This window comes from Myxococcus llanfairpwllgwyngyllgogerychwyrndrobwllllantysiliogogogochensis (genome assembly GCF_006636215.1).
Lineage (GTDB): Bacteria > Myxococcota > Myxococcia > Myxococcales > Myxococcaceae > Myxococcus > Myxococcus llanfairpwllgwyngyllgogerychwyrndrobwllllantysiliogogogochensis.
The window spans coordinates 103,687-129,949 of the sequence record NZ_VIFM01000003.1; the positions used below are offsets into that span (position 1 = coordinate 103,687).

Annotated in this window: 17 protein-coding genes; 6 read left to right on the top strand and 11 right to left on the bottom strand. The window is 65.0% G+C overall.

Annotated features, from left to right (window positions below; translation table 11 throughout):
* Positions 1-10: 10 nt before the first annotated feature.
* Entirely contained in the window at positions 11-280 is a 270-nt protein-coding gene (locus FJV41_RS01400) for a hypothetical protein (protein ID WP_246136932.1), read from the top strand.
* A 62-nt stretch (positions 281-342) separates the two neighbouring features.
* Here the strand turns inward: FJV41_RS01400 and FJV41_RS01405 are convergent, their stop codons facing one another.
* Positions 343-1,893: a 4-alpha-glucanotransferase gene (locus FJV41_RS01405; protein WP_141640551.1), complete on the bottom strand. Its 1,551-nt coding sequence runs from the start codon at positions 1,891-1,893 to the stop codon at positions 343-345.
* Positions 1,894-2,032: 139 nt separating this feature from the next.
* Here FJV41_RS01405 and FJV41_RS01410 point away from each other — a divergent pair, with 139 nt between their 5' ends.
* From FJV41_RS01410 to mscL, 5 genes are all read left to right on the top strand, one after another.
* Positions 2,033-2,620, top strand: coding sequence for a DNA-3-methyladenine glycosylase (locus FJV41_RS01410; RefSeq protein ID WP_141640552.1), 588 nt, complete (start codon positions 2,033-2,035; stop codon positions 2,618-2,620).
* Between the two features lie 35 nt (positions 2,621-2,655).
* A complete protein-coding gene (locus tag FJV41_RS01415) occupies positions 2,656-3,270 on the top strand; it encodes an RNA polymerase sigma factor (protein WP_141640553.1) in 615 nt (204 codons plus the stop codon).
* 69 nt (positions 3,271-3,339) lie between these two features.
* A complete protein-coding gene (locus FJV41_RS01420; protein WP_141640579.1) occupies positions 3,340-3,579 on the top strand; it encodes an anti-sigma factor family protein in 240 nt (79 codons plus the stop codon).
* A complete protein-coding gene (locus FJV41_RS01425; RefSeq protein ID WP_141640554.1) occupies positions 3,576-4,652 on the top strand; it encodes a radical SAM protein in 1,077 nt (358 codons plus the stop codon). The genes FJV41_RS01420 and FJV41_RS01425 overlap by 4 nt, the downstream gene beginning before the upstream one ends.
* 127 nt (positions 4,653-4,779) lie before the next feature.
* A complete protein-coding gene (mscL, locus tag FJV41_RS01430) occupies positions 4,780-5,187 on the top strand; it encodes a large conductance mechanosensitive channel protein MscL (protein WP_217446086.1) in 408 nt (135 codons plus the stop codon).
* Positions 5,188-5,222: 35 nt separating this feature from the next.
* Here the strand turns inward: mscL and FJV41_RS01435 are convergent, their stop codons facing one another.
* The 10 genes from FJV41_RS01435 to FJV41_RS01485 all read right to left on the bottom strand — a co-directional run bounded on the left by FJV41_RS01435 (position 5,223) and on the right by FJV41_RS01485 (position 26,250).
* Complete coding sequence (locus FJV41_RS01435) at positions 5,223-5,660, bottom strand: hypothetical protein (RefSeq protein ID WP_141640555.1); 438 nt, start codon at positions 5,658-5,660, stop codon at positions 5,223-5,225.
* A gap of 296 nt (positions 5,661-5,956) precedes the next feature.
* Positions 5,957-6,232: a hypothetical protein gene (locus FJV41_RS01440; protein ID WP_141640556.1), complete on the bottom strand. Its 276-nt coding sequence runs from the start codon at positions 6,230-6,232 to the stop codon at positions 5,957-5,959.
* A 61-nt stretch (positions 6,233-6,293) separates the two neighbouring features.
* Positions 6,294-7,100 carry a barstar family protein gene (locus FJV41_RS01445; protein WP_141640557.1) on the bottom strand — a complete coding sequence of 269 codons (807 nt, stop codon included), beginning with the start codon at positions 7,098-7,100 and terminating at the stop codon, positions 6,294-6,296.
* A 318-nt stretch (positions 7,101-7,418) separates the two neighbouring features.
* Entirely contained in the window at positions 7,419-14,393 is a 6,975-nt protein-coding gene (locus FJV41_RS01450; RefSeq protein WP_181790316.1) for an RHS repeat-associated core domain-containing protein, read from the bottom strand.
* Positions 14,394-14,486: 93 nt separating this feature from the next.
* Entirely contained in the window at positions 14,487-15,635 is a 1,149-nt protein-coding gene (locus FJV41_RS01455; RefSeq protein WP_181790318.1) for a putative metal-binding motif-containing protein, read from the bottom strand.
* Positions 15,636-16,940: 1,305 nt separating this feature from the next.
* Positions 16,941-17,372 carry a hypothetical protein gene (locus FJV41_RS01465; protein WP_141640561.1) on the bottom strand — a complete coding sequence of 144 codons (432 nt, stop codon included), beginning with the start codon at positions 17,370-17,372 and terminating at the stop codon, positions 16,941-16,943.
* Positions 17,373-17,423: 51 nt separating this feature from the next.
* Positions 17,424-17,858: a hypothetical protein gene (locus tag FJV41_RS01470; RefSeq protein WP_141640562.1), complete on the bottom strand. Its 435-nt coding sequence runs from the start codon at positions 17,856-17,858 to the stop codon at positions 17,424-17,426.
* A gap of 174 nt (positions 17,859-18,032) precedes the next feature.
* Positions 18,033-18,764: a class I SAM-dependent methyltransferase gene (locus tag FJV41_RS01475; RefSeq protein ID WP_141640563.1), complete on the bottom strand. Its 732-nt coding sequence runs from the start codon at positions 18,762-18,764 to the stop codon at positions 18,033-18,035.
* Between the two features lie 297 nt (positions 18,765-19,061).
* Positions 19,062-19,253 carry a hypothetical protein gene (locus FJV41_RS01480; protein WP_141640564.1) on the bottom strand — a complete coding sequence of 64 codons (192 nt, stop codon included), beginning with the start codon at positions 19,251-19,253 and terminating at the stop codon, positions 19,062-19,064.
* A gap of 7 nt (positions 19,254-19,260) precedes the next feature.
* Complete coding sequence (locus FJV41_RS01485) at positions 19,261-26,250, bottom strand: RHS repeat-associated core domain-containing protein (protein ID WP_141640565.1); 6,990 nt, start codon at positions 26,248-26,250, stop codon at positions 19,261-19,263.
* Between the last annotated feature and the right edge of the window lie 13 nt (positions 26,251-26,263).

Below are 26,263 nucleotides of genomic sequence, written 5' to 3' on the forward strand. Positions count from 1 at the left end.
GGTGTTCTGCGTGGTGTCGGCGCTCGCCACCGCCTGCGGCGTGGATGACGACGAAGTCGTGCGCGTGAAGGAGGGCGAGAGCCTCGCCGACGCCGAGTACTGCGGCTCGTTCGGCTGCGACCAGCTCAACGAGTTCTGCGCCGAGGTCTTCCTGGAATTCGGTCGCTCGCCGCCCATCTGCATCACCGAGGACGTGTGCGAACGGCTGGAGTGCGCCAACACCAACCGCCGCTGCGCCATCTTCGATGGCTTCCCCGGTCAGGTGAAGTGCATCAAGTAAGCGGCGCGAGTTGAGTGGAGCCACGCCCGGGAGGACGTCCCCGGGCGAGCGGAGTCCGGCCTTCAGCGCCGGGCGGACGCGGTGAGCCAGGCCAGCTTCTCGGCCGCTTCCCGCGTGGTCGAATCCGACATCAGCGCGCCCACGTCCTGGGTGATGCGGTACGCCCAGTTCGAGTCGCTCATGGAGCCCGGCAGGTTGATGCGGTCCCGGGTGCCGAGCACGTCCTGCCAGGGCAGCACGCACAAGTCACTGCTCGCGTTGAGCGCCGAGGCCAGCAGGCCCCGGTGTACCTCCGGGGTGAACTCGCGCGTCACCGTCACGCCCTTGAGCTCCGGCCAGGCGCGCGCGGCGGCCTGACGCTCGTCGTCGCGGGCGCCCTCCCACCACTCGGCCATCGTGTCGGTGTCATGGGTGCCTGTCGTGACGAGGGACACGGGGGGAAACTGGTGCGGGTCGCGGTAGACGCTGTCGTCTCGCTCCCAGCGCATCACCCGGTAGCCGGGCAGCTTCAGCTCCGCGAGGATGTGGCGGACGAAGGGAGGAATCACGCCCAGGTCCTCGGCGACGATGCCCGCGCCCTCCGAGAGCAGCTCGAAGTGCTTGCGGCCCAGCCGCTTGTGGCTCTCCTCGTCCGGCGGCGTGAAGCGTCCGGTGGGCGTCTTCTCGTCGCGAATCCACTGACGGAAGTAGCCCACCGCGTGGTCCACGCGGCGCAAGTCGTAGTAGCTGGCCGCCTTCTTCGCGCGCGCCTTCAGCCAGGCGTAGTCGTCCTTCTGCATGGCGACGAAGTCGAAGTAGGGCAGGCCCCAGTCCTGGCCGGTGGCGGAGAAGTCGTCCGGCGGTACGCCCAGCCGCGCGTCGCGACGGAGGATGGTGGGGTTGGCCCAGCAGTCCGCGCTGTCCTGGCCGATGATGAAGGGCTCGTCGCCGCACAGGAGCACGTCCTGGGCCTTGGCCCGGGCTCGCGCCGCGTCCCACTGCTGCTCGGCCACCCACTGGAGCCAGGCGTGGTAGCGCACCCGGCGCTCCAGCTCGGTGGCCTTCGCGCGCAGGGCCTCGGGCTGGCGCGTGCGCAGGCCCTCCGGCCACTCCCACCACGCGCGGCGCTGCTCCTGCTCGCTGATGGCGGTGAAGAGGGCGTAGGTCTCCAGCCAGTCCGCCTGGGCCTCGCGCCACTGGTGGAAGGCGCGGGCGCGCTCGGACTGGCGGGACTGGTGCTGCTCCTCGAAGGTGTCGAAGGCGCGCGCGAAGGCGGCGTCCTTGAGGGGGAAGACCAGGTCGTAGCGGACGCGGGGCGCGGAGCGGGCCTCGGCCAGCTGCCGGCGCTGCTCCTCGGAGAACGCGCCCTCGCCGCCGGAGGTGATGAACTCCGGAAGGGCGTGCAGGTCGATGAAGAGCGGGTTGAGTCCGAAGGCCGAGCGGGTGGCGTAGGGGCTTGAGTCTCCGGGCGCGGTGGGCAGCAGCGGCAGCAGCATCAGGAGACGCTGGCGCGCGACCTTCATCCAGGAGAACAGGCCATCCAGCGCGCCGAAGTCGCCGATGCCGAAATCCGTCGGGGCGCGGAGTGAGAACAGCGGAAGCAGGAGACCGGAGAGCCGGCCGGGGGTGGACATGGTGCGGCGCAATCTGCACCACCCCTGCCCCGGAGTGAACTGGTCCCGTGACAGGAAATGCGCGGCGGGTTTTCGCTGGAGGACGGATTCACCTTCCCCGGCGCACCCGTCTGTTGGCCGGTACAATCCTGGGGTGAGCGTGACTGTCTTGCCCCCTTCCTTCTATGCGCGGCCGGCCCTGGTGGTGGCGCGGGAGCTGCTCGGGACCCTCCTCGTGGTGCGAGACGCCACCGGACTTCGTCGGGTGGGGCGCATCGTGGAGACGGAGGCGTACATCGGCGAACACGACCTGGCCTGTCACGCGGCCAAGGGGCTCACCCCGCGCACGGAGGTGATGTTCGGGCCCCCGGGGCGGGCGTACATGTACCTCATCTACGGCATGCACCACTGCTTCAACGTCGTCACGGACGCGCCCGGGGTGGGGGCCGCGGTGCTGGTGCGCGCGGTGGAGCCGGTGGAGGGCCTGGAGGCCGGGGCGCGCACGGACGGGCCCGGCAAGCTGTGCAAGGCCCTGGGGTTGACCTTGACGCACAACCGGATGGACCTGGCCTCCCCCGGGCTGCACCTGCTGCCGGGGGTGGACGTGGCCGAGGCGCGGGTGGAGCGCGGGCCGCGCATCGGCGTGGACTACGCGGGGGCGTGGGCCCAGGAGCCCTTCCGGCTCTGGGTCCGGGACAGTCAACACGTCAGCAAGCGGCCGGCGACGAGGGCTCGTAACCGGCCTTGACGAAGGCGCTTCCGGCTGGTTGGGTGCGCCCCGCCATGCCTGACGAGGTCGCCACGGAAGATGATCGCCAGCTCCTCGCCCGCGCGCAGGATGGGGACATGTCCGCCTTCGAGGCCCTGGTGGAGTCCCACCAGGACAAGGTGTACGGTCTCGCCCTGCGGATGACCCGCTCGGAGGCGGACGCCGCCGAAATCACCCAGGACACCTTCCTGTCGGCCTACCAACATCTCAAGGATTTTCGCGGGGATGCGGCCTTCGGCTCGTGGGTGCACCGGATAGCGGCCAACCATGCGCTGATGCGCCTGCGCCACCGCCGGGTGACGCAGGCCGCCGAGGCGGAGCTCCAGGGGCCGGAATTCACCCCCCGGGGTACGCTCGCGGACTACCCGGTGTCCGACTGGAGCCGGGACGCCGAGGAGAAGGCGCTGGACGCCGAGCTGGGGCATGCCATCCGACAAGCGGCGGATCGGCTGCCTGAGGGGTATCGTGAGGTCTTCCTCTTGAAAGACGTGGACGGCCTCAGTTACGAACAGATTGCAGAGGTGACGGGGGATTCCATTCCCGCCATCAAGAGCCGCCTGCACCGGGCTCGTCTCGCGCTCCGGGAGGCGATCGACGCCTTCTACAACCGGGACAATCGCGGGCCGTGAAACGCAACTGGGGGGCTCCGCATCTTCCGAAGCGAGGACGAGGGCGTGCCGCAGCCAGCCGAGGTTCGGATGTACACCTGTAAAGACTCAATCAACCTCCTGCTGGAATACCTCGAGGGCGAGATGTCGCCCGAGGAGTCGCGCCACCTCCAGGAGCACCTGTCGGGGTGCTCCCCCTGTGAGGAGTTCTTGAACACGTACCGGGCGACGCCCAGTCTGTGCAAGCGCGCGCTGGCGGCGAGGATGCCGAAGGAGGTCAGCTCCAAGCTGACGGAGTTCCTTCGCACCAAAATCAAGTCCGCCTCGTGAACCTGAAGCAACTGTCGCTGCCGGAGCTGTCGGAGGCGCTCGCGCCCTTCGCCCCGTCCCCCACCGCGGTCCGCAAGGTGTTCGCCGCCGTCTTCGCCCACGGGCTCGGCTCGGTGGAGGAAGTGGCGCGCTCGCCGCAGGTCCCCCGGCGGGTGGCCGACCACCTGAAGGCCCACGCCGAGATGCCCAGCCTCCAGGTGGTGGAGCGGCGCCGGGCGGACGACGGCTTCGTGAAGTACCTCTTCGACTCGCCGCTGGGTGGGCGGATCGAGGCCGTCCGGATTCCCATCTTCGACGAGAAGTATGTCGTCTGCGTGTCCAGCCAGGTGGGCTGCGCGCTGGCGTGCGACTTCTGCATGACGGGGAAGTTGGGTTTCAAACGGAACCTCCAGACCTGGGAGATTCTGGACCAGGTGCTTCAGGTGAGGGCGGAGGCGGACCGGCCGGTGCGGGGTGTGGTGTTCATGGGGATGGGGGAGCCGCTGCTCAACTACAAGGAGACGTTGCGAGCGGCGGGTATCCTGTCGAATCCGGCGGGCTTCTCGATTTCGGGGCAGTCCATCACCTTCTCCACGGCGGGGCATGTGCCGGCGATTCGGCGCTACACGCGAGAGGGGCATCCGTACCGGCTGGCCTTCTCGGTGACGAGCGCGATTCCGGAGAAGCGGATGAAGGTGCTTCCGATTGAGAAGACGCATCCGTTGCCGGAGTTGATTGAGGCGATTCGCGAGTACAGCCAGGTGCGGCGCGAGCGGGCGATGATTGCCTATGTGGCGATTCGCGGGTTCAACCTGGAGCGGGAGGACGCGGAGGCGTTGAAGGTGGCCTTCGAGGGGATTCCCATCAAGGTGGACCTCATCGACGTGACGGACCCGACGGGGAAGTACGAGCCGCCGACGGCGGAGGAGCTGAGCGCGTTCCGTGATTACTTGCAGATCCTGAAGGCGCCGGTGGCGCGGCGGTATTCAGGGGGCAAGGAGATTGGGGCGGCGTGCGGCACGTTGGCGGCGACGCAGTACGGGGGCACGGTGATGCCGGCGCCCGTGTCCGAGTCGACTTCGACCACCACGTGACAATCGGCCCTGTCGGGCGAGCCGAGGGTGCGGGGTGAGGCGGGTAGGGTGCGTGGGTTTCCGGGGCCCTCCGGCTGGTGCCAAGGCATTCAGGGAGCAGGCCATCCGGTGACGGAGGCGCGTACCCGTGTCCCTGCTCTCGGAGTTCAAGCAGTTCGCCCTGAAGGGCAACGTGGTGGACCTGGCGGTGGCGGTGGTGATGGGGAACGCGTTCTCCGCCATTGTGACCGCGGTGGTGGCGGACCTGGTGATGCCAGTGGTCGGCGCGGTGCTGCCTGGAGGTGACTGGCGCAACGCGACGGCGACACCACTGAATCTACGGCTGGGGCACCTGCTGGGCGCGGTGCTCGACTTCCTCATCATCGCGTCGGTGCTGTTCATCGTGGTGGCGAAGGTGGGGCAGGCGTGGGCGAAGCGAGGGAAGAAGGGTGAGCCCGCGCCGGTCGCGACGAAGGTGTGCCCGGAGTGCCGTGAGACGATTCCGGTGGAGGCCCGGCGGTGCCGGGCGTGTACTTCGGTGCTGGTGACGGTGTGAGGTAATGGCGGGTGCTTCACACCGGACGACCGGCGTCACGGAGCCTGGCGGCTGGGCTTATTGGAGCGGCCTCGACTTGCCTTGGTGCTTTGTGGCGTCTTGGCGAGGTCTGACTGTCGAGGCACCCACCCGGGGGATTCGGAGTCGTACCACTCCTGCTTTCTGAGCCAGTCGTCGAAGCGAAGGAAGATGGTCCTGGGGCCGTCCATGGTCTTTCGCTCGGCGAGGAAGGTCTCGAGGGTGTCGAGCAGGAAGGCGACGTTCTCGGGCTTCTCTTCCGTGGGGTCGAACTTCGGGTGACCTGATTTGCGTGCCAGGAGAACCACGAGCCCTGACCAACCGAAGTTGGACCCACTGTCGACCTTGACGATCAGCCACTCACGAAATCCGAAAAGGAGCCCACCACCCCACGCAGCGTCGAATCCATGAACGAAGTTGGCGCAGGCGTCAGCACTTGGGTGTGCGAGATGCATCTCCGGAAACTTTCTGACGTGGTCCAGGACATCGGGCAGGTGTGAGGGATTGCGCCGAGGAGAGGCCGAGGACGTACTCTTCTTGGTGCTGTGGCGGCGTGGAGTGGATGGCGGCACGGTGGGCGTTTCCCAGGATGCGGTGAAAGGAGCCCTCGGCGCGAGTGTTCCAGGGGCGTTGGAGGTGATAGAGGGGGGGCCTTGATGCCAGTCATCCAGCGGGTTGAAGAATCCAGTCGTCACCCTTGTACGAACATCGATCCATGCGACGTAGATTCACGGATGATTGTATTTGGAGCTCATGTCTCGGATTCCTGGCGCTGTGTTTCGTTGAGCTCCTCCCTTCTGATTCGCGCTCCGTCAAAGGCGACAATGGCAGCGCAGATGTCGCGTGGGTAGGCAGCCACCCTCCCATTTCTTCTCATGGATATGTCCGGGCTGGGGTTGGCTATCTGTATGTTGTTGATGGGTTTGACGGAGGATTGAGCAGTGGTCAGGACTCCTTCGTTCTGGAGAGTGACCTCGTAGAGTCCTGTTCTAATGGTCTTGATGGAAGTGATGATCAAGTGAACCAAGGCTTCTCCCGAAGAGTATTCGTGAAAGCTCCGGTCGTCAGTTCGTAGGATGCACCCTGTGTCAGGGAGTCAGTGCGAGGTATTCGCGTGCGAAAGCCTCTGTGTTCTCTTGGACGCCCAAGGCGAGGGCCTCGCGAAGGAGCGCCGCGCACGAACGAGCATCATCGTACGGGATTCGTTCACCGGGGGCCCGCCTGTTCAGATTGAGCAGGATGACCAGGATGCGTACCGCAGTCTCCCTTAGTCCGGCCTCTTCGTGGATGCAAAGACTGGGAAGTGCTCTCGCGAGACGTATCCGGTCCCAACTCCGCATCGTGAATGCCACCGAGAGCGCATTCACGAGTTGACGCGTTGACCCGTCACGTTGCTCGACGATGTTCATCACGAAGTCGAAGCCTTCGGCCTTCAGCGAGGTGAACTCATCTTGGACTGGATAAGGAAGGCTGCCAGCCCGGGCCAGTTCCGCCTTGAGCCGTCGCCAGGGGGACCTGGGCCGGATGTCAGCGAGTGGCGCCAGGACTTGGTGACGACAACTCTGCGGAAACACCACATCCAGCGAGTAGGCATCCCCGGGCCGCCAGCTCCGGGAGGCCTCCTCCAGCACATGCACGTAGGCACCGAGGTCTTCGGTGGAAAGGGTGGGAAGTTCGTCATGGAGGAGGGTGACCTTCCCGGCGGGAAGCCAGGACAGGTCTCTGAGGACATCCAAGAGCGCATCCCAATTCTGCCCGAAGTGGGCTGGCAACCGGAGCGCGGCTTCAAGCACGTTCATCAACTGCTGCTTGCTTGAGATGCCGGCGGAGATGCGTCCGACATGTGCCCCGGCGGGCTGGAGCGCTTCTGGATTCTTGACGAAGTGAAGTGGCATGGTGCGCTATTGGCTCGCGTAGGTAAGGTTCAGGATAATTCCGGCGCCAGGGCTCCGTGCAACATCCGGGGCCTGACGCCGGTTCGATGTGCCGCTCCAGTGCCCGAAGTGGGCGTCGCCGAATCCCGGCAAGCTAGGGTGGATCGAGTGAGTCTCGAACGATCACTCACGCCTCGTTCGACTGGAACCCAGCCCACAGGTGACATGGCGGCGTATGGGCCGGATTTCGAATCCGCGAGTCGCGGAGTCAGCGGCCTTGTGAGAGGCGCTTGGTGTTCTCCTCAACCCCCAGGAGTGGACCCGGGGGTGATTATCCTATTACAATTTAGACCGACGGAGAATAATTTCGCCCGATTCGATGGCTTGATTGAACTCATCGAGGAGGTCCTTCGATAGGATTCTCTCGAAGCCGCTGCCCCCTGAGATGTCTGGGAACTCGAGGTCCATCGCTGCTCCGATGGGTTCCCGGTTGAGTTCGTCGATGCCAAACTTCTTGGCGAGTTCCTCGGGAATCTTGATCTCGATGAGGCTCCTTGACTTCGCCAGGATGTCATTCGTGTGGTTCCGGGGAGCTTGATTGGCGAAGAACTCCGCTGTGGCCCGCTCTTCTGCGAAGAACACAGCGCCCTTGGTTCCTGCCCTGAACCCGCGTGCTTTGTAGAGAAGGCTTCCCATGATCTTGGCGGCGCGGTTTCCCGTCGTGCCGTGGAAGAGCGTGATGAACTTCTTCGGGTTGGCGAGGTTCTTCAGCAGTCCCACGCCACTGCTGGCGCCCTTTCCTCCCGGATAGAGAGCAGCGCCGGACGCCATGACATAGAAGGCGGATTTACCGATGCCCATTCCGCAGTCCAGTGCTCTGGACGAGGTGCAGGCGGACCCTGCCTGGTTGACGCTCTGTCCCGCCGAGACGAACGGGATGAACTCGTTGATGGCGAGACTGGCCGCCGCGACCTTGCTGATAGGCGCGTAGCGGTCGTACTCCACCGATGCGTTGACCATGCTGTCGTACTGCCCGTTCGCTATGGCCCTGGCCGCATGGCAGGACAGCATCGACCCGCAGGGAATCAGGTCATTGAGGGCTCTCGAGATGTTGGCGGCCGCCGTCAGCAGCGACGTTCGTGTGGACGTGGACGAACCCGCGCTTTGCCCGATGTCGTTCGTGTGGCGCGCATCGGGCTGGGCCTTCGCATCGTCGAGAGTCTCGACGCTTGGAACCTTGAGGTCGATGCTGGGCAGGTACAGGGCTGGCCCTGTCGCGGACTGGTGCCAAGCCAGCGCGTTCATCATCATGCTTTGGTTTGACTGTGGTGCCCCCGTCCACCCGCCGTCCCAGCGGCTCACCAGTCCTCCCACATAAGGTGAGAATCCACTCGGGTCCGTGTAGCGCGTGGGATTGTTCAGCACGTAGGAGTAGGCGTTGTGCGACTGCGCCGAGCCCGGCTGGGCGATGACCGGGTCCACGCTGAGGAACTTCATCAGCCGTGGGTCATAGACACGCCCGCGCATGTTGATGAGGCCCAGCTCGTCGTCATGCTCATGCCCTGTGAATCCACGACGCGCGCCAGAGTGGCCTGAGGTGAAGGCCTGAGCCAGATTGCTCGCCTGCCTCCTGGCCCCGAAGGGCTCGTACTTGATGCGCTCAAGGACGGTGCCCGAGGCGTCGGTGACGGTGTCGGGGCTGCCCTGCGGATCATTGAGGAAGTAGCGCGTGGACTCCGTGGTGGAGCCCTCATCCCAGGAGACCTCGGCGATAACTCCCTCGGGACTGGGGATGTTGAGGATGTGGGTGGTGGTCAGTCCCTTCTTGCGACGCTGGTAGAGGCCCCCGAGGTAAACGGTCTCCTCCTGGCCGTCCGCGGAACGCTTGCGGACGCGGGTGCCCGAGGCGTCGTAGTCGAAGAGGACGGTGCCACTCGACGAGGTGACGCTCTCGGGAAGATTGAAGGAGGTGTACTGCGCCGCGCGAACCAGGGCGCCCTGGGCATTACGCGAAGCAATCTGGTTGCCGCGATGGTCGTACTCGTAGGTGAAGGACTCGGCGCCGAGCTGGGCTTGTTTGACAGCGTGAGGGCCACCCGTGTTGCCTGACGTGTAGTCGAGCGTGGCGGAGGGCTCCGAGCCAGCGACGGGAGCGCGGCTGAGTATGTTGCCGAGCTTGTCGTACTGGAACTGGACGTCGAGGTTCTGGCAGTTCTGCTGAACCTTCCAGCGCTCGAGGCGGTCGAGCGCGTCGTAGGTGTACTTCTGGGTGACGCCGAGCTCGAGGTCGTGACGCGCCGAGAGATTGTCGTTCTCGGTGTACTCGTAGGCGAGCCGCTGGACGTTGTTGCCGCCGCGCCTGGCCTCCGTGAAGCGCAGTCGGCCCTGGGTGTCATAGCGGAAGATGCGTGCGACACCGTTGCCATAATGGGCTGTCTTGAGCCGGCCCATGCTGTCCTGCTCGTAAGCCCGCCAGTAATTGGTGATGGAGTTGCTCCGGTAGATGCTCGAGAGGTCTCCTCGGTCCTCATATGAGCGGTTGACCGAGAAGAGCGTGCCATTGATCGCCACGGGATAGGTGAGGCGTCTCATTCGGCCGTAGTCGTCGTACTGCCGGCTCATCACGAGTGTCTCGCCGCCCACGCGCTGCGCGAGGTCCGTCTCGCGACCGAAGGCGTCAAAGATGTAGTCCGTGATGACGACCCCACCGGGGTTGCCGACAGGGGTACGGGTCGCACGCGTCAGGCGGCGCATGGCACTTGGCCCGTCGTCGTACACATATTCCAGGCTCTCCTTCTGGTTGGTGGAGGAGAGGACGCGGCCGAGGAGGTCGCGCTGGTAGGTGGTGGTGATGCGCCCGGCCGCGCCGGTGGCTGCGTCGGACTGGCTCTTGAGCTCGCCGAATGCGTTGTAGAGGAAGAAGCGAGTCCCCGCGTTGGGGTCGACGGTGTGCTCCAGACGACCCTCGGTGTCGTAGAAGAGAGCGTTACGGTTGCCAGCCGGGTCGTCCATGAAGTCCAGGCGGCCGAAGGGGCCGTAGGAATACGTCATGGTCGCTTCCTTGGAGGTACCCACGGCCTCGGTGGTCTGGGTCATCAGTCCACGGAAGTCGACGAGAGTCTTCTTCACTTGGCCGAGCGCGTCCGTAGACATTGCCTGCGAGGAGTAGGGCGCGGGCGTGGAGTAGCTGAAGCTCTCGATGAGCTTGCCAGAGAGACCCGTGGTGCCATCACCGAAGCGGCGAGCAGCGACTCGGTTGAGCGCGTCGTACTCGTAGCCTTCCCACGTGGCTTGCTCGCTGCTGGTTCGGGGCATCTCCCGCTTCACCACGCGCCCAAGGACATCGTAGATGACGGAGGAGGTCACTGGTTTGCCGTCGAAGCGCGCGGACTGGGTCGTCACCGGACGCCCCATCGCGTCGAAGCGCGTAACAGTCTCATCCTTCACGGAGGCGCTCGTAGCGACCTCGGTCCGATGCTGTGGCAGGGGACCATTCCATTCGTAATGCGTCTCGACGATGGACTTGTTCGCGGGTGCCACGGAGGGCCCCTGGTACATCGGTGTGACGATGCGCTGGCGGCCGAATCCGTCGTACTGGAAGCGCATGTGGACCTCATTGGGGTCGGCCGTCTGCGCGAGGACCCCCAGGCCCGGATGAAAGAGGTAACGCCAGGTGGCGCCCTCGGCGTCCGTGGTGGTGGACAGCTGCGTCTGGTCGAGGCTGTCGTACGTCACGGACTCGGTACGCGTGAGGCCGCTGCCTTGCTGCGACACCTGTTCGACGAGACCCTTGATGTTTCTGGTGAAGAGCGTCTTGAGGTACGTCTCCGAGGTGGTGGGCGTCACGGCCTCGCCGATAAGCGACGGCTCGTGCTCGGCGCTTTCAACCTGACCGCGCGAGTCGTAGGTCACCTGCTGCGTGCGAACGTTGGCGGCATCGGGCTGTCCCAAGCAGCCGACCGCAGGAGCCCTGACACAGGACATCCAGGACGTGGTGATGGTCCAGGTCCCCTGGGGAAGCCAGGTGGTCGTGTTGAAGCTCGGCACGGTGACCGTCTTCACCTGCTCGGTCGTGCCCGCCCCGTGGATGAGCACTGTACGCGAGAGCGGGGTGCCGTAGTCATCCAGCGAGGTGAGCGCCTCCGACTCGGAGACCACCGTCGCGGAGCCGTTCCTGATTTCGCGAACCGTCTCGACAATGCGTCTGGCGTACTGCCGGTACGTCGAGGCATGGACCTCTGGCGTGCGGGTATAGAACCACTGCCGCTGCGTCTGGATGCGCGTGTTCGCATCCGTCGGCACTTCGACGAGCTCCTCTTTGGGTAGGTGTGCCAGGGGCGCCTTCGCAAGACGGTTCGAGCCCTCGACCGTCGTCCTGTTGTCGTAGGTCGTGGTGGTGCGAGTCCCCGTCACCTCGTCGATGACGATGCGCTGCCCGAAGCCCAGCCAGCCCAGTCCTCGTGCATCTGAGAGACCATCTCGATAGAGGTGGCGCCAGCTCTGCACTCGCTGCTCATTGGAGTTGATGGACATGCGCGATACGACACGCATCGTCTCGGGCGGCAATCGAAGCCAAGGCGGCATCGGCCCCGCCGCAGTGTAGCTCTTGGTATAGAAGGGCTCGCTCGGCGTGACGGCCCCGTGCGGGTTGTTCTGGGAGAGCGGTGCGTACTCGAACGAGTAGTTCAGGCCGGAGTAACCCTTGTAGTTGGCAAACTGGATGTTGCCGTGTACCCGCTTGAGTTCGTCCACCGGCTTCTGGCGCCGAGAGATGCGGAGCTCGTTGCCCACGCGGTAGGTGAAGTCCAGGATGCCGTCGTTATTGACGTCGATGACCTGAGACCACTCCTTGTTGTCCCCGCTGGAGACACTCGACAGGGTCATGAGCTGGGTGAACTCACCTTGGGGGCCCGCAAGCAGTAGTTGGACCGGAGATCCTGGGCGGAAGATGGCGAGGTCCACGCGGCCATCGCCGTCGAAGTCGCCGTGCTCGGTCTTGGCGTTCAGCAGCACGGTGCTGAAGTTGCTGGGAAGCACCGTCTCACGCACCTCGGTGAAGCCCCTGCCGGTGTTGAGCTGGACCAGGAGTTTGAGCGTCACATCGGTCGCCTTGAGTTGCCCCAGCGTCACCGCGTCCTGGAGGCCGTCACCGTTCACGTCGATGAACTCGAAGGTGAAGGCGAACAGGTTCAGAAAGACCGGGGCAAAATCGGGAGGCCTGCGCAACGTGGTCGGTACGACCTTCAGCTCACCCGCGGTCGAATAACCTGACGGGACCTCACGGAAGCTGACTGCATCCAGGAACATGCTCGGGCTCGTGCTCGGGCCCAGGCCCACCAGGCTCATCTTGCCGGCGCCATTCAGGTCCGCTACGCGCAAACCGAGGCGGGAGCTCTGGTAGACGAGAGATTCTGACTTGGGGCTCGACCTGAAGTCGGGCACCATGGGCGGCCTGAGAGTGGAGGGGGGAAGGGGCTCGTCGATGACGACACGACGCCTGCTGGAGGGGTCCGGATAGTTCGGATTCTGGAGGTCATCCTCATGTCGCCCCACCCACACGCGCTCATTGCGCCGGTCACCATCCAAATCCAGCCAGTACTGCGGATTCGGCTCGGAGCCGACTATATGAATCTCCTCGTCTGGGCGATTGATTTGATGGCCATACGCGGGAGCGTAGAAATCGTTGCCCCGGAACACGCCCCAATAACAGGAGAGCCCGACGACGGTGGAGTGACCCGAACCATCCCAGTCCGTCACCATGGGATACAGATTGCGGTCTTCGCGGTCGCCGCAGAAGTGGTTCGCGCCCCCTCCGCCTACGGGGTTCCCATCATTATTGAAATAGGGATCCCAGCGGACGAGGCCGCTGATGTCAGACAGGTCGAGCGTAGTGGAGGCGGCGTCCGGGTACTGCAGCAGCCGCATCCGGTCCTCCCAGTGCTGCACGGTGTTGTCCGTGGGGAAGTTGGAATCATTCTCGTCGATGAGGACGGAGCCCGTGAAGTACGCGAGGCCCTGTCGGCCGGCGCCCAGCCCGAAAGCATTGAGACCCACCCCAGACTTGGCGTTACTGACGTTGACGGCGGGGAGGGAGTCGAAGTCCCAAGAGCCCTGCTCCCAATCGAAGCGAACGGGCGTCTTGCAGATGTCGCGGCCATCGCATTCGCGCAACTCGGTCAACAGGCTGCGGCGACTGATGGCGCCTTGGTAATACTTCAACCGGTAGGAACGCAGCAGGACAGAGGTGACCGTGCTGCCACCAGGAGCGAGGCCCGGGCCTCGCATGTTGATGCGTGACAGCCTGAAGTCGCGTCCGACCTTCACGCCCGAGAGGTAGCCGGTGAAGGTGTCCGGCCGGGACTCGTATTCAAAAGTGACCTCACGTCTGCCGTCCTCGACGGTGACCTCAGGCGACTGGGTCTCCGTATTGACACCTTCACGGCGGAAGCTGGTGTAGGCAATGCGTTTCGGGCGATGCCAGGCGACGGACGTCTCGTCGACGGCGGGCGCCTGGTCATAATACACATCCATCTGGTTGCCGAAGCGGTCCCTGATGGATGCGAGCGCCCAGGTGATGGTTGTTACCCCATTGTTTTCAAACGAGATGGTGCCGTCGCTGTTTCGCTTGCGACCGGAGTCAAAGCCCCGAATGAGCGCGTCATCTCGTTGCGTCCCATTGACCTGGGTCGTCTTGCCATAGGTCCGGATGAGTCCGTCTCGTCCCCGCACCTCGAAGGTCTCTGGATTGGCGGGACTGTTGCCGTCGGGGCTGCGGATGGATGCGTAGACATCCTGCTCTGTCTTGAACTCACCTGTGCCGCCAGCGGGCACCAGTCGCGCGCCGTCCAGGCAATAGACTCGCTTGTAGAAGTCGAGAGTGTCGGGCCCCGTCGCGAACATCCAATACCGGAAGTCCACGACCTGGAGCATGCCATCGCGTGCGAAGGAGTTGGGGCAGCGGGTGATTTGAGACAGGCCCGCCAGATTGAAGCCCGGGCCGAGCAGTCCGTCACTGCCCTGGCTGTCATGGACGATGGAGAGCGAGGGCTGGAGGCCCGCGCGTCCCGGGGGAACCCAGAGCGGAATCGAGACGGCGGCCGAGCCGTCGGCCGTCACGTTCGCGGTGAAGGGGGTGATGCCAGGTGCTTCGGGTGTGGCGGAAGTGGTGTCGAGAATCGTGTCGGGGCGCAACTCGAAGGGAATGGTGCCGAGCGTGGCACGGGCGCGCGCGACCTCCAAGGTGTCGCCTCCTTCCGGAGGTGGGCCCGCGGGCACGCAGTTACTCAACAACTGCGTGCCGTAGAAGAACAGCATGAGGTTCGCCGCGAAGCGCTTGAGGCGACTCGGGGGACGTGAGGTTTGTGAGTGATGTCTCATGATGGAGATTGTCGAAAGGAGAATGCGGGGTTATTGGCACAAGGACTGGTCACAGACGTTGCCTTCGTCCGGCGTCCCCGAGCAGTTGTTGTCGATGCCGTCGCAGACCTCAACGGAGCCTGGTTTCATGTCAGCCCGGGTGTCGTCACAGTCCCCAGGAGTGCGGGATGTATTCGCTGGCTGGCGACAGGCGCTCTGGGGCTCCCAATTGGCCCCATGACCATCATGGTCCTGGTCCGCGAAGAACTGGACCCATGTGGAGGTGTTGTCGTTGTCGTCGGGCCAGCCGTTGCAATCTTCGTCCAGGTCGTTGGCACAGACCTCGGGACGAGGTTGACCTGGAGCGCAGACGCCGTAGTCCCCCCATTCGCACACTTCCCTTGGCGGTTTGCCGTCTCTGGCTTCCTCGTACCAGCACGCCATGGCGCATGCGGGAACGCTGCGCATGCATGCACCGACGCCACAGGTCTTGGGTGGAGCGTCGTCCACCTGCCCGTTGCAGTCGTTGTCGAACCGGTCGCATGACTCCGGCTCAGGAGGGAACGGGGTACAGGTCTGCTCAGTCCCGTTGACGCAGGACTGGACGCTGGCCGCGCAGGCGCCCACGCCACAGTGTTTCAGGGCCCCTGGGTGCACCGCCGCGTTCGCATCGTTGCAATCCAGGCCGCTGGAGGAGGCTCCCGCGGGTACATTGCAACTGGCTCCAGTCGGGGCTCCTGCTCCATGACCGTCTCCGTCCCCATCGCGATAGAGCGTCAGCAGGACACCTTCGTCCGTTGTGCCGTTGCAGTTGTCGTCCGTGCCGTTGCAGACTTCGGCTCGAGGTGTGCCCGGCCAGCAGGTGTTGGCTCCCCAGGTGCAGACCTCGATGGGCGGCTTCCCGTCGCGCGACTCCTCCAGTTCGCAGTGGTCGGCGCAGGCAGCGACTGTGCGCCGGCAGAAGCCCACACCACAGGAGACAGGTGGCAGGTCATCCACTTGCCCATTGCAGTTGTTGTCGACCTGGTCGCACACTTCCTGCGTCGCGGGCCTGGGGATGCAAGCTGTCTCGGCGCCGTTGACGCAGGCCGGGACGCTGGTGGCGCAGGCCCCAATGCCGCAGGACTTGAAGGCACCTGGTTTGACGGATGCCGAGCCATCGTTGCAGTCGGTGGCATCGGTGACGTAGCCAGCGAGCATCCCACAGGCGTCCTTCCAGTTTCCGGGAGCCCCGAATCCGTCTCCATCCGCGTCGCGGTAGTACCGCACCCATTGCCAGAGGGAGGAATTGCTGTCGTCACAATCACTGTTGTTGGTGACCCACCCCTGCGCAAGACAGCCTTGTCGTCCAGGGCCGGCGCCTTTTCGGTCCCCATCCGCATCTCGGTAGAGTGTGAGGAGGACTCCCTCGTCGATGAGGTCGTCGCAGTCATTGTCGAACCCGTCACATCGTTCTGGTTCGCAGATGTCCGGAGGCGGATCGCAGCCGTTACAAGCCATGGGGGCCACGGCTGTTCCAGCATCCAGTGAGGGCGCTGTGGCTGCCGGTGCCGCCGCGAGCGTGGGAAGGGCGATGATGATGGCGAGAAGTGCCAGCCGATAGGCATGGAGGCGCCACAGCCGCGTAGCGGCACAGGAGGGTCGAGGCATGGTGAGCTTTCAAGGCTTGCGAGAAGTCGTCTCGCGAGACGCGTGGCTGTAGGCCGAGCCTGGCGGGCTCTTGCAGGTGAGTGGCTCGGCGGGTGCCGGGTGCGTTCGCGGAGTCCACGTGTTCTGCAATGGACGCGCCGAAGGCTCCTGGAGGGGCCTGTCCACGTCGCAAGCGAGCAGTCCGTCCACGAGACGGGACCTGCATCCAGCCTGCGTGGGGTGGCTGAATCGGCCGCGCGATGGGGCCGAGATGACCTGGGATGGACCTTCCAGGATTTCGGAGTTCCTCAGCGGCTCCCGAAGCTGGAAGCGGTAACGAAGCCTTCTGACGTGCTCATTCGAGAGATGGAATGGGCACGGACAATGAGGGGCGAGGTTGCTCGCTCAATTGCTCGAAACGATGGAGCCCTTGCTTGCCCTGGGCGGTTGCTCGGTGTGGGCGCCAACTCACACGCAGGTCAGCCGCTGTCCGGGCCGCGCGTAGCGGGTCCTCACTGCTCCTGATTTTGGGGGCACAGGCCTGAGCTGGAACCGTGGCCTGTGTCCTTCCCGGGAAGGAGAAGGCCCCGCGACCTGGAAGACCGCGAGCCCATCCTCATCTACCCCGGAGCCGATCTTTCATCCGGCATGGTTATCGAATCGTGTTCGCATCCTCTTCATTGTGCAGGTCGAAGACGGTGCCCTTGCCATGCTTCTCCGCAAGAAGCATGTAGGCCTCTTCAACGTCGGTTGCCATCACGGTTACCCGCAGACCCGGCTCAGTCTGAGCGCTGCCCCCAATCTGGATGATTGCTCGGTACTCTCTCAGTTTCGTTTCGGTCATGTCGTGTCTATTCGAAGGGGGCGAGGCAGACATCACAATAGCAGCAGGTCCTCGCTGATGGACTTGAGTTCCGAGAAGCGAAGGCCCTTGTAGATGAGCTTGCCCGCGACGCGTGCCGCCGCCTCGGGAAGGTCGCTGAGCCGCACGGGGGCCGTGGGTGCGGCGGTGAGCCGATAGGGGCCGCCGTGGAACGACGAGTCGAAGGCATAGATCCCTCGTGCAGCCATCTGCTGCCAGGGGTCGCCCGGTTCGGAGAGTTGGCCAGGTTCGGGTACCGGCGCCGTGCTCGGCGCCATGGACCGGATGATGGAAATCGCCTGGTCGTATGCGTCGACATCCTGGAGGAACGCGTCCGGCGCGTAGCCGCCGCCAGCCGTACTGAAGAAGCCCACGAACCCGTCCTGGTCGCAGGCCAGCCAGTCATATTCAAATCCCTGAATGGAATCCTGGGTCTCTTGGCTCATGGAGTTCTCTTGGCGGGCATCGGCCGTGAAGGTGCTTCCCAGTATCACTTTCTAGAGAGCGTAGCGGACCGCGTACTCGTGGCGAAGAGTGCCTCGATACCAGTCATGAAGAGATTTGAAGACTTGAGTCGGCTCACCTGTCCGCTGGTCGAACCATGCGAAGCGCCCGTCGATAGGATGAAAGGCGGAGAGCCCAAGACCGACATGGAAGACGACCCAGCCGGGTGCAAGCCCGGCCTTTCGATAACTGGAAGTGACGCCGTCGATGTCGTCGCCGGTCGCCGGTTCGCCAACGGGTGAAAGAAACGTCTCCGTTTCAAACGCCTCTCCTCCTCCCGTCGACGACCAGAATCGCAGCAAGTCCGTGGGGACACTTCCGTATCTCCTGGCCCAGCGAAGGAGAGTGTCTTCGGGGATGGGATTCCTCCAGCGGAACAGCATGGGCTGCTTCACGGCATCTGCTTCGATGTCGCTGGTGGGATGCAATGAACTTCTCCCAAAGGCTGACCTGAGCCAGCAACCAGCATACGCCCACGTGAATCCAGAGCAGGGACGTTCTTGCGCCTGGCACCACCCCTGTGGAGGACGACCCCGATGGCGTGACAGGCGCGGCCCGCGATGCGCGCCTGCACTTCGCTCATGAGCGTCGCTGACAGGGCTTCAGCGCATTCCTCCAGGCTCGAAGCGGGTGAGGAACACCTTGAACTGCAAGGAGACGAAGATGGGGCGCGGCGCCACCAGTGAGGTTCGTGCGAGCATCGCGAACATGGCCTCATCGGACTCGATGGGGCGGATCTCCGTCATGCGCTTGCGCCGATGCTCCAGCGCCTCGGAGGGGATTCCATGGGCTCGGAGCCGCCGGAACTCCACGTTCGTCAGCTCGGGGTTATTGCCGACGCGGCAGCCCACGACGAACGGCGCTCCGGGCTTGAGTCGCCGGGTCACCTCCCGCAGCAGCTCCAGGCGGGCTTCCTCGCCCTCCACATGGTGCAACACCCCCACCATCTGCGCGCCGTCGAAGAGGGGGCCAGGAGGCAGGGTTCGCAGCTCACCCACGTGAAGGTGCGTCCGAGAAAGCAGGCCCTCGGCCTCCAGGCGCTTACGGGCGACGTCGAGCATGGCCTCGGACGGGTCCACGCCGGTGAAGCGCCAGCCGGGAACATCGAAGCGCAGATAGGGCATCAGCTCCGTGCCCGTACCCATGCCCACGAACAGCAGGGAGGCAGCCTCCTGCCCGTCGAGCTGCGCGGTCAGCGCGCTGACACCGAGCTCATACATGGCCTGGGCGCCGGCGAGGTTGATGGCGGCCTGGGCGTCGTAGTGGGCGGCTCGGTCGGCGCCGAAGCCCGGCACGATGTGGTGGGCGGAGTGAGTGAGGTGTTCATGGGCCATGACGTGTCCTCGATGGGCCCGCTGAAGGCGGGCGATTGTTCGAGGATGCGCGTCGGCAGGCCAGTCCGGTAGGGCGGGGATTCAGGCTGAATCGGCGGATTGTCTGGACGGTGCGGGCTCGTGGCCTCTGGCTGCTTCCCAGAATCGGTGCCAGTGCTCACGTCTTCCCACGGATGGGCGGCCGGAGGACGGCATGGGAGGACGCCCATTGTGCCTACCCCGAGGAGGAGGGCCCGCGACCTGGAAGATCGCGAGCCCAGCCTCAGCTACTCCAAGCCGAACATTCAGCCGGCAGGGTTATCGAATCGTGCTCGCATCCTCTTCATTGTGCAGGTCGAAGACGGTGCCGTTGCCATACTTCTCCTCAAGAAGCGTGTAGGCTTCGTCACCGTCGGTTGCCATCACGGTGACCTGCAGACCCGGCTGAGTCTGAGCGGGGCCCTCGAGCAGGATGATTGCTCGGTACTCTCTCAAGTTCTTTTCGGTCATGTCGTGTCTACTTGAAGGGTGCGAGGCAGATATCACTATAGCAAAAGCCGCCGACGATGGTTCCCTCGCCTCGGAGGATGTTCGTGATTTCGTCGGGCGTCATCTTGGTGATGTCATGGATTTTCACGTTGGGGTTCTTTCTCCAACGAAGTTTGTCATCTCTGAGAAAATTTGGCGCCGGAGTGATTCTGCCCCCGCGTGAGCCGTGAGCCCCCGAGAGAATGTGTACATCTCCCTTGGTGAGGGCGTCATTCACGTGCGGGGCGAAATGGAACTGGATGATCTCCCCATTGGAGGTCCAGACCTCTCCACCTGCCGCGTTCTTGGTCATGGAGAAGGAGCCACTGGGCGGGGGGGCTCGAGTCCCGAAGGCTCGAGCAACATCGTCCACCACGCCACGAACTTTCGTGACGGGGGCTCTGAGCACGGATGCAACGCCGCCTCCCGATTCGATGATGGAAAAGATGCTGGCGCCAGAGGCGAGTGTGTAGAAGGCCGTCTTCCCCGCGCCGACGACGCAGCCGCCTGTTTCTCCGTTGCCGCAGGCTGACTTGGTTTGGAGATAGCTCTCTCCCGCCGTCACGAACGGGATGAACTCGTTGACGGCGTAGCTGACCGCGGCGAGCTTGCTGACTGGCTCGTAGCGCTCATACGACGTCGCGGCCGCGACCATGCTGTCGAGCTGGCCCTTGGCCAGGGACCTGCCGACATGGCACCCGAGGGACAAGCCACACGGGAACTGGTCGTAGGCGGCCCCTATCTTCCCCGCGGCGGTCGTCATCAGCGACGTCAGGCTGGCCTTGGACTCGCCGGAGCTCTGCCCGATGTCGTTCGTGTGGTGGGCATCCGGCTGCGCCTTCGCGTCATCCAGACTCTCCACGCTGGGGACACGGAGGTCGACCGAGGGCAGGAACGGCGTGGCCCCCGGTGCGGACTCGTGCCGCAGCAGTGATTCCGCCACCAGGTTCGGTCCCGGCACATACCCACCGCCCGAGCTGCCTCCCCACTGGCCCACCAGCGTTCCACCGTAGGGCGTGAACCCGCTGGGGTCCGTGTAGCGAATTGGGTTGTTCAACACATAGGAGTACGCGTTGTACGCCTGCACCGAGCCCGCATCCGCGATGACGGGGTCCGCGCTGATGAACCGCATCAACCGCGGGTCGTAGATGCGCCCGCGCATGTTGATGAGACCCAGCTCCTCATCCTGCTCATGCCCGGTGAAGCCCCGCTTCGCGCCGCTGTAGCTCGCGCTGGACGCCTGCAGCAGGTTGGTCGCGTCTCGCCGTCCGCCGTAGGGCTCGAACTTGATGCGCTCCACCACCGCGCCCGCGGCGTTGGTGACAGTGTCGGGACTGCCCTGCTTGTCGTTGAGGAAGTACCGGGCGCTCTCCGTGCTCGACCCCTCGTCCCACGACAGCTCTCCGATGATGCCCTCGGGGCTGGGGATGCTGAGCACGTGTGTCGTCGTCAGCCCCTGCTTGCGTCGCTGGTAGAGGCCGCCGACATAGAGCACTTCCTCCATGCCGCCGCTCTTCTGCTTACGCACGCGCGTTCCGGACGCGTCGTAGTCGAAGCGGACCGTCTGGCCCCCCTGGGTGATGGACTCCGGCAAATCGAAGGGCGTGTATGTGACGGTCCGGACCTCGTTGTTCGAAACGTCGCGCGAGGCCGTCTGGTTGCCCCGGTGGTCGTACTCGTAGGTGAGCGAGTCCGCTCCGAACTGCGCCCGTTTGACGGCGTGCGGTCCACCCGTCGCGCCCAGGGTGTAGTTCAGCGTGGACGTCGGCTCCCAGCCGGTGACAGGGGAGCGGCTGAGCAGGTTGCCGAGCGCGTCGTACTGGAACTGGACGTCCAGCGTCTGGCAGTTCTGCTGGACCTTCCAGCGCTCCAACCGGTCCAACGCGTCGTAGGTGAACTTCTCCGTCGCGCCGACCATGAGGTCGTGCCGGGCGGAGAGGTTGTGATTGTCCGTGTACTCGTAGGCGAGTCGCTGGACGTTGGTGCCACTGCGCTTCGCGTCCAGGAACCGCAGACGACCCATGGTGTCGTAGCGGAAGTCGCGCACCACCCCACTGCCATAGCGCGCCTGCGTCAGCCGCCCCCCGCTGTCTCGCGCGAGCGCCGACCAGTAGCTGGTGATGGAGTTCGTCTGGTAGATGCTCGAGAGGTCGCCTCGCGAGGTGTACGAGTAGCCAATCGACACCGGCTGCCCGTTGAACATGACGGGGTAGGTGAGCCGGCTCACCCGTCCGTAGGCGTCGTACTGCCGGCTCATCACCTGCGTGCCGCCAGCGACTTCCTGCGACGTGTTCGTCTCGCGGCCGAAGTCGTCATAGACATGATTCGTGATGACGATGCCCGCGGGATTGCCGGTGGGCGTACGCGTCGCACGCGACAGGCGCCGGATGGCACCCGGGCCCTGGTCATAGAGATAGGACAGGCTCTCCTTCTCGTTCGTGGCCGTGCGGACCCGGCCGAGCACGTCCCGCTCGTACGACGTGGTGATGAGGCCGGGCATGCCCACGGGGCCGTCCGAGTCGCTCTTAACCTCGCCAAACGCGTTGTAGAGGAAGGTCCGCGTCCCCGCGTTCGGGTCCACCGTCCGCTCGAGCCGACCAAAGCCATCATAGAAGTTCGCGCTGCGATGGCCCTGCGGGTCATCCGTGAACTCCAGCCGACCGAAGGGACCATACCCATACGTCATGGTCGCCTCCTTCGACGTCCCCACCGCCTCGGTCGACCGCACCATCAGCCCGCGGAAGTCGAGCAGCGTCTTCCTCGCCTGGTTGATGGCGTCCGTCACCACCGTCTGGGTGGAGTAGGGCGCGGGCACCGTGTACGCGATGCGCTCCAGGAGCTTTCCGGAAGGCCCCGTCGTCCCGTCCCCGAAGCGGCGCGCCGTGACGCGGCCGAGGGGGTCGTACTCGTAGGACTCCCACGTCGGCTGCTCGGTGCTGGTGCGAGGTGCCTCGGACTTCTGCACACGCCCCTGGACGTCATAGGTGACGCTGGAGGTCACCGGCTGTCCATCGAAGCGGGCTCCCTGGGTCGCCACGGGCCGGCCCAGCGTGTCGAAGCGGGTGATGGTTTCATCCACCGTCCCCGTGTCCGTCGCCACCTGGGTGCGGTGCTGCGGCAACGGGCCATTCCATTCGTAGTACGTGCGAACGATGGACTGGTCCGCCGGCGCCACGGAGGGCCCCATGTACAGCGGCGTCACCACGCGCGGGCGGCCGAAGCCGTCGTACTGGTAGCGCGTATTCACGCCGTTCGGGTCCGCCGTCTGCGCGAGCACGCCCATGCCAGGGTGGTACAGGTATCGCCACGTCGCCCCTCCCGCGTCGGTGGACGTGGCCACCTGCGTCTGGTCGACGGTGTCGTACGTCACCGACTCCGCACGCTCCGTCTCACGGCCCTGCTGGACGACTCGCTGGACCAGGCCCCGCTCGTTCCGCTCGAAGCGTGTCTTCAGGTACGTCTCGGACGTCGTCGGAGTCACGACCTCCTCGAAACGCGAGGGCTCCAGCTCCGTGCTTTCGACCTGCCCCTTCGTGCCGTAGGTGACCTGCTGCGTCCGGGTGTTCGCCGCGTCCGCGGGGCCCGTGCAGCCGACCTCCAGTGCCCTGGAGCAAGACTGCCACGCGCTGGAGACAGTCCACACTCCGGTGGGCAGCCACGTCGTGGAGTCAAACCCCCGCCCCGTGGTGACGACCTTCACCTGCTCGGTCTTGTCCGCGCTGTGCGTGAGGGTCGTGCTGTAGACAGGGTTGCCCTTGTCGTCGAGCTCCGTGAGTGACTCCCTCTCCGATACCACCGTCTCGGCGCCACCCTTGAACTCGCGCACCGTCTCCACGACGCGACGGGCGTACTGCTGCCAGATGGTGGAGTGGGTCGCCGGAGTCAGGGCATAGGTCCAGGTCCGCTTCGTCTGGAGCCTCGTGTTGGCATCCAGGGCGACCTCGGTCGTTTCCTCCTGTGGGAAGTGCGCCAGGGGCGCCGAGGCCTTGCGGTCCAGCGTGCTGTCCACCGAGTGCCGGTTGTTGTACGTCGTCGTCGTGCGCGCGCCCGTCACCTCGTCCACGACGATGCGCTGACCGAAGCCCAGCCAGCCCAGGCCCCGGGTATCGGAGAGGCCATCCCGGTAGAGATAGCGCCAGCTCCGCACCTGCTGGTCATTCGAGTTGAGCGACATGCGCGAGACGACGCGCATCGACTCGGAGGCCAGGCGCAGCCACGGCTTCGTCGCGGTCTCCACGTAGCTCCTGGCGTAGAACGCCTCGGGCGGCGTGACGGCTCCGTGCGGATTACCCTGCGAGAGCGGGGCGTACTCGAAGGAGTAGCTCAGGCCGGAGAAGCCCAGGTAGCTGGCGAGCTGGATGTTCCCGTGCACCTTCTTGAGCACATCGGTCGCCTTGATGCGACGCGCGACACGAAGGTTGTTCCCCTGGCGAAACGTGAAGTCGAGCAGGCCATCGTTGTTGGTGTCGATGACCTGCGCCCACTCCTTGTTGTCGCCGCTCGGGACAATCGACAGGTTCTCATAGTTGGTGAAGTCGCCCTGCGGACCGGCGAGCAGCAACTGCACCGGGCTGCCATTCTTGAAGATGGCGAAGTCCACCCGGCCATCGCCGTCGAAGTCGCCATGCTCCGTCTTGGCGCCGAGCAGCATCGTGGCGATGTTGCTCGGCATGACGGTCTCCCGGACCTCGGTGAAACCCTTGCCCGTGTTGAACTGGACCCGGAGCTTGATGGCCGGGTCGGAGATGCTCGTCACCCCCAGCGCCACCGCGTCCCGCAGGCCGTCTCCGTTGACGTCGACGAAGTCGAACGTGGAGGCGTAGAGCGACGGAAAGAGGGCCGGCATCGTGAAGGGCGTGCGCACGGAGGTCGGGACGACCTTCAGCTCCGCCTCGTTGACGTTGGTCGTCGAGACCTCCCGGTAGGTGAGCGCATCCAGGAACGCGTTCCCATTGGGACCCACGCCCAGCATGCTCATCTTCCCGCTTCCATCCAGGTCCACCACGCGCATGCCGAGCCGGGCGGCCTGGAAGTAGCCCACCGGAGACATCTTGGTGATGCGGTTCTGCGCCGTCCTGTCGACGACGACGCGGCGCTTGGCGGTCACTGTCGTGTCGGAGTCCGCCGTCAGGTCGATTTCGTGCTGCCCCATCCATACGCGCTCGTTGCGGGCATCTCCGTCGACGTCGAGCCAGTACTGCGAGTTCGGCTCGGAGCCGACAACCTTCATTTCAGTGTCGCCGGCACGGGCATGGCCATAGAAGGGGACCGGGTGCTGGCCGAAATTGGACTTGTCCCACTTGCAAGACAGCGGCGTGACGGTGGAGCGGCCAAAGCCATCCCAGTCCGTCACGATGGGATACAGGTTGCGCTCATGGCGCTGCCCACAGAAGTCTCCCGGGTCGTTGCCTCCGAAGAAGAAGTCCCAGAGATCATCGAGCCAGATGGTTCCCTCGATGTTGAAGTAGGGGTACCAGATGGAGCCGCCCGTGACGTCGGACGCCACCAGCGAAGGGGACGCGGCGTCCGGAAACTGCATCAGCCGCATCGTGTCCCTCCAGAGCTGCACCGTGAAGTCGGTGCTCATTCCGGAGGTCGGGTCAGTCCAATCGAGCTCGTCCTCGGCCATCTTGTCGGACCGCACGAAGTACGCGAGGCCCTGGCGTCCCGCGCCCAGGCCAAAGGCATTCAGGCCCGCGCCGGCGGCGGCGTCGCTCACGCTCTGGGCCGGCGGATACTCGAAGTCCCACGAGCCCTGCTCCCACTCGAAGCGCACGGGCGTCTTGCAGATGTCCTTGCCGTCGCACTCCCGCAGCTCCGTCAGGAGGCTGCGCTTGCTGAGGGTTCCCAGGTAGTACTTCAGCTTGTAGGAGCGCAGCAGCACCTGAGACAGGGTGCTCGCACCCGGGGCGAACCCGGGGCCCTTCATGTTGACGCGGGAGAGCCGGAAGTCGCGGCCGACCTTCACGCCCGCCAGATAGCCGGTGAAGACATCCGTCCGGGCCTCATAGTCGAAGGTGACTTCGCGCTGACCTGGCTCGATGACACCCGAGGCGTCGCGGAACTGCGTGTAGACGATGCGCGAAGGGCGGTGCCATGCACCGGACGGAGCGCCGAGGGGCGCCTGGTCGTAGAACACCTCCATCCGGTTGCCGAAGCGGTCCTCGATGGAGGCGAGCGCCCAGGCGATGCGCACCGTGTTGTTGTTCGCGGTCTGGATGGTCTCGTTGGGCCCCCGCTCGTATTGCGAATGGATGCCCTTGACGAGCGCGTCCTCACGCGAGCCCGGCCCCTTGCCGTAGGTCCGGATGAGTCCGTCGCGCCCCCGAACCTCGAAGGTGTCAGGCGCGTGGAGGGTGGTGCCCTCCGGGATGCGGATGGAGGCGTAGGTGTCGTGCTCCGTCTTGAAGGCCCGGGCGTCGGAACCGCCGGCCGGAACGAGCCGGACGCCGTCCAGGCACCAGGCCCTGCTGTAGCGGTTCTTCGCGTCCAGCGCCTCGTCCGGCATGAAGTCCACGGAGTGCAGCGCGTTGTCCCGTGCGAACGAGTTGGGGCACAGCGTGATTTGTGACAACCCCGCCAGGTTGAAGCCGGGGCCGAGGAGCCCGTCGCTGGCGTTGCTGTCATAGACAATGGACAGCGAGGGCTGGAGGCCCGCGCGCCCCGGAGGAACCCAGAGCGGGAGCGACACGGTGGCCGTTCCGCTCGGTGTCACATCCGCCGTGAAGGCCGTGACTCCGGGTGCCTCCGTGCCGGGAAAGGCCGTGTCGAGAATCGTGTCGGAGCGCAGCTCGATGGGGACGTCCAGGAGCGCGCTTCGTGCCTGGGCTGGTGGCTGCCCATCCTCGTCTCCGGAAGAGGACGTCAGCGCGGGGCCGCAGCTGGTGAGCAACTGGGCGCCATAGAAGAACAGCGTGAGGTTCGCCGCGAACCGCTTGCGGCGTCCCGGCGGACGCGGGGATTCTGAATCGTGTCTCATGTGGGAATGACCG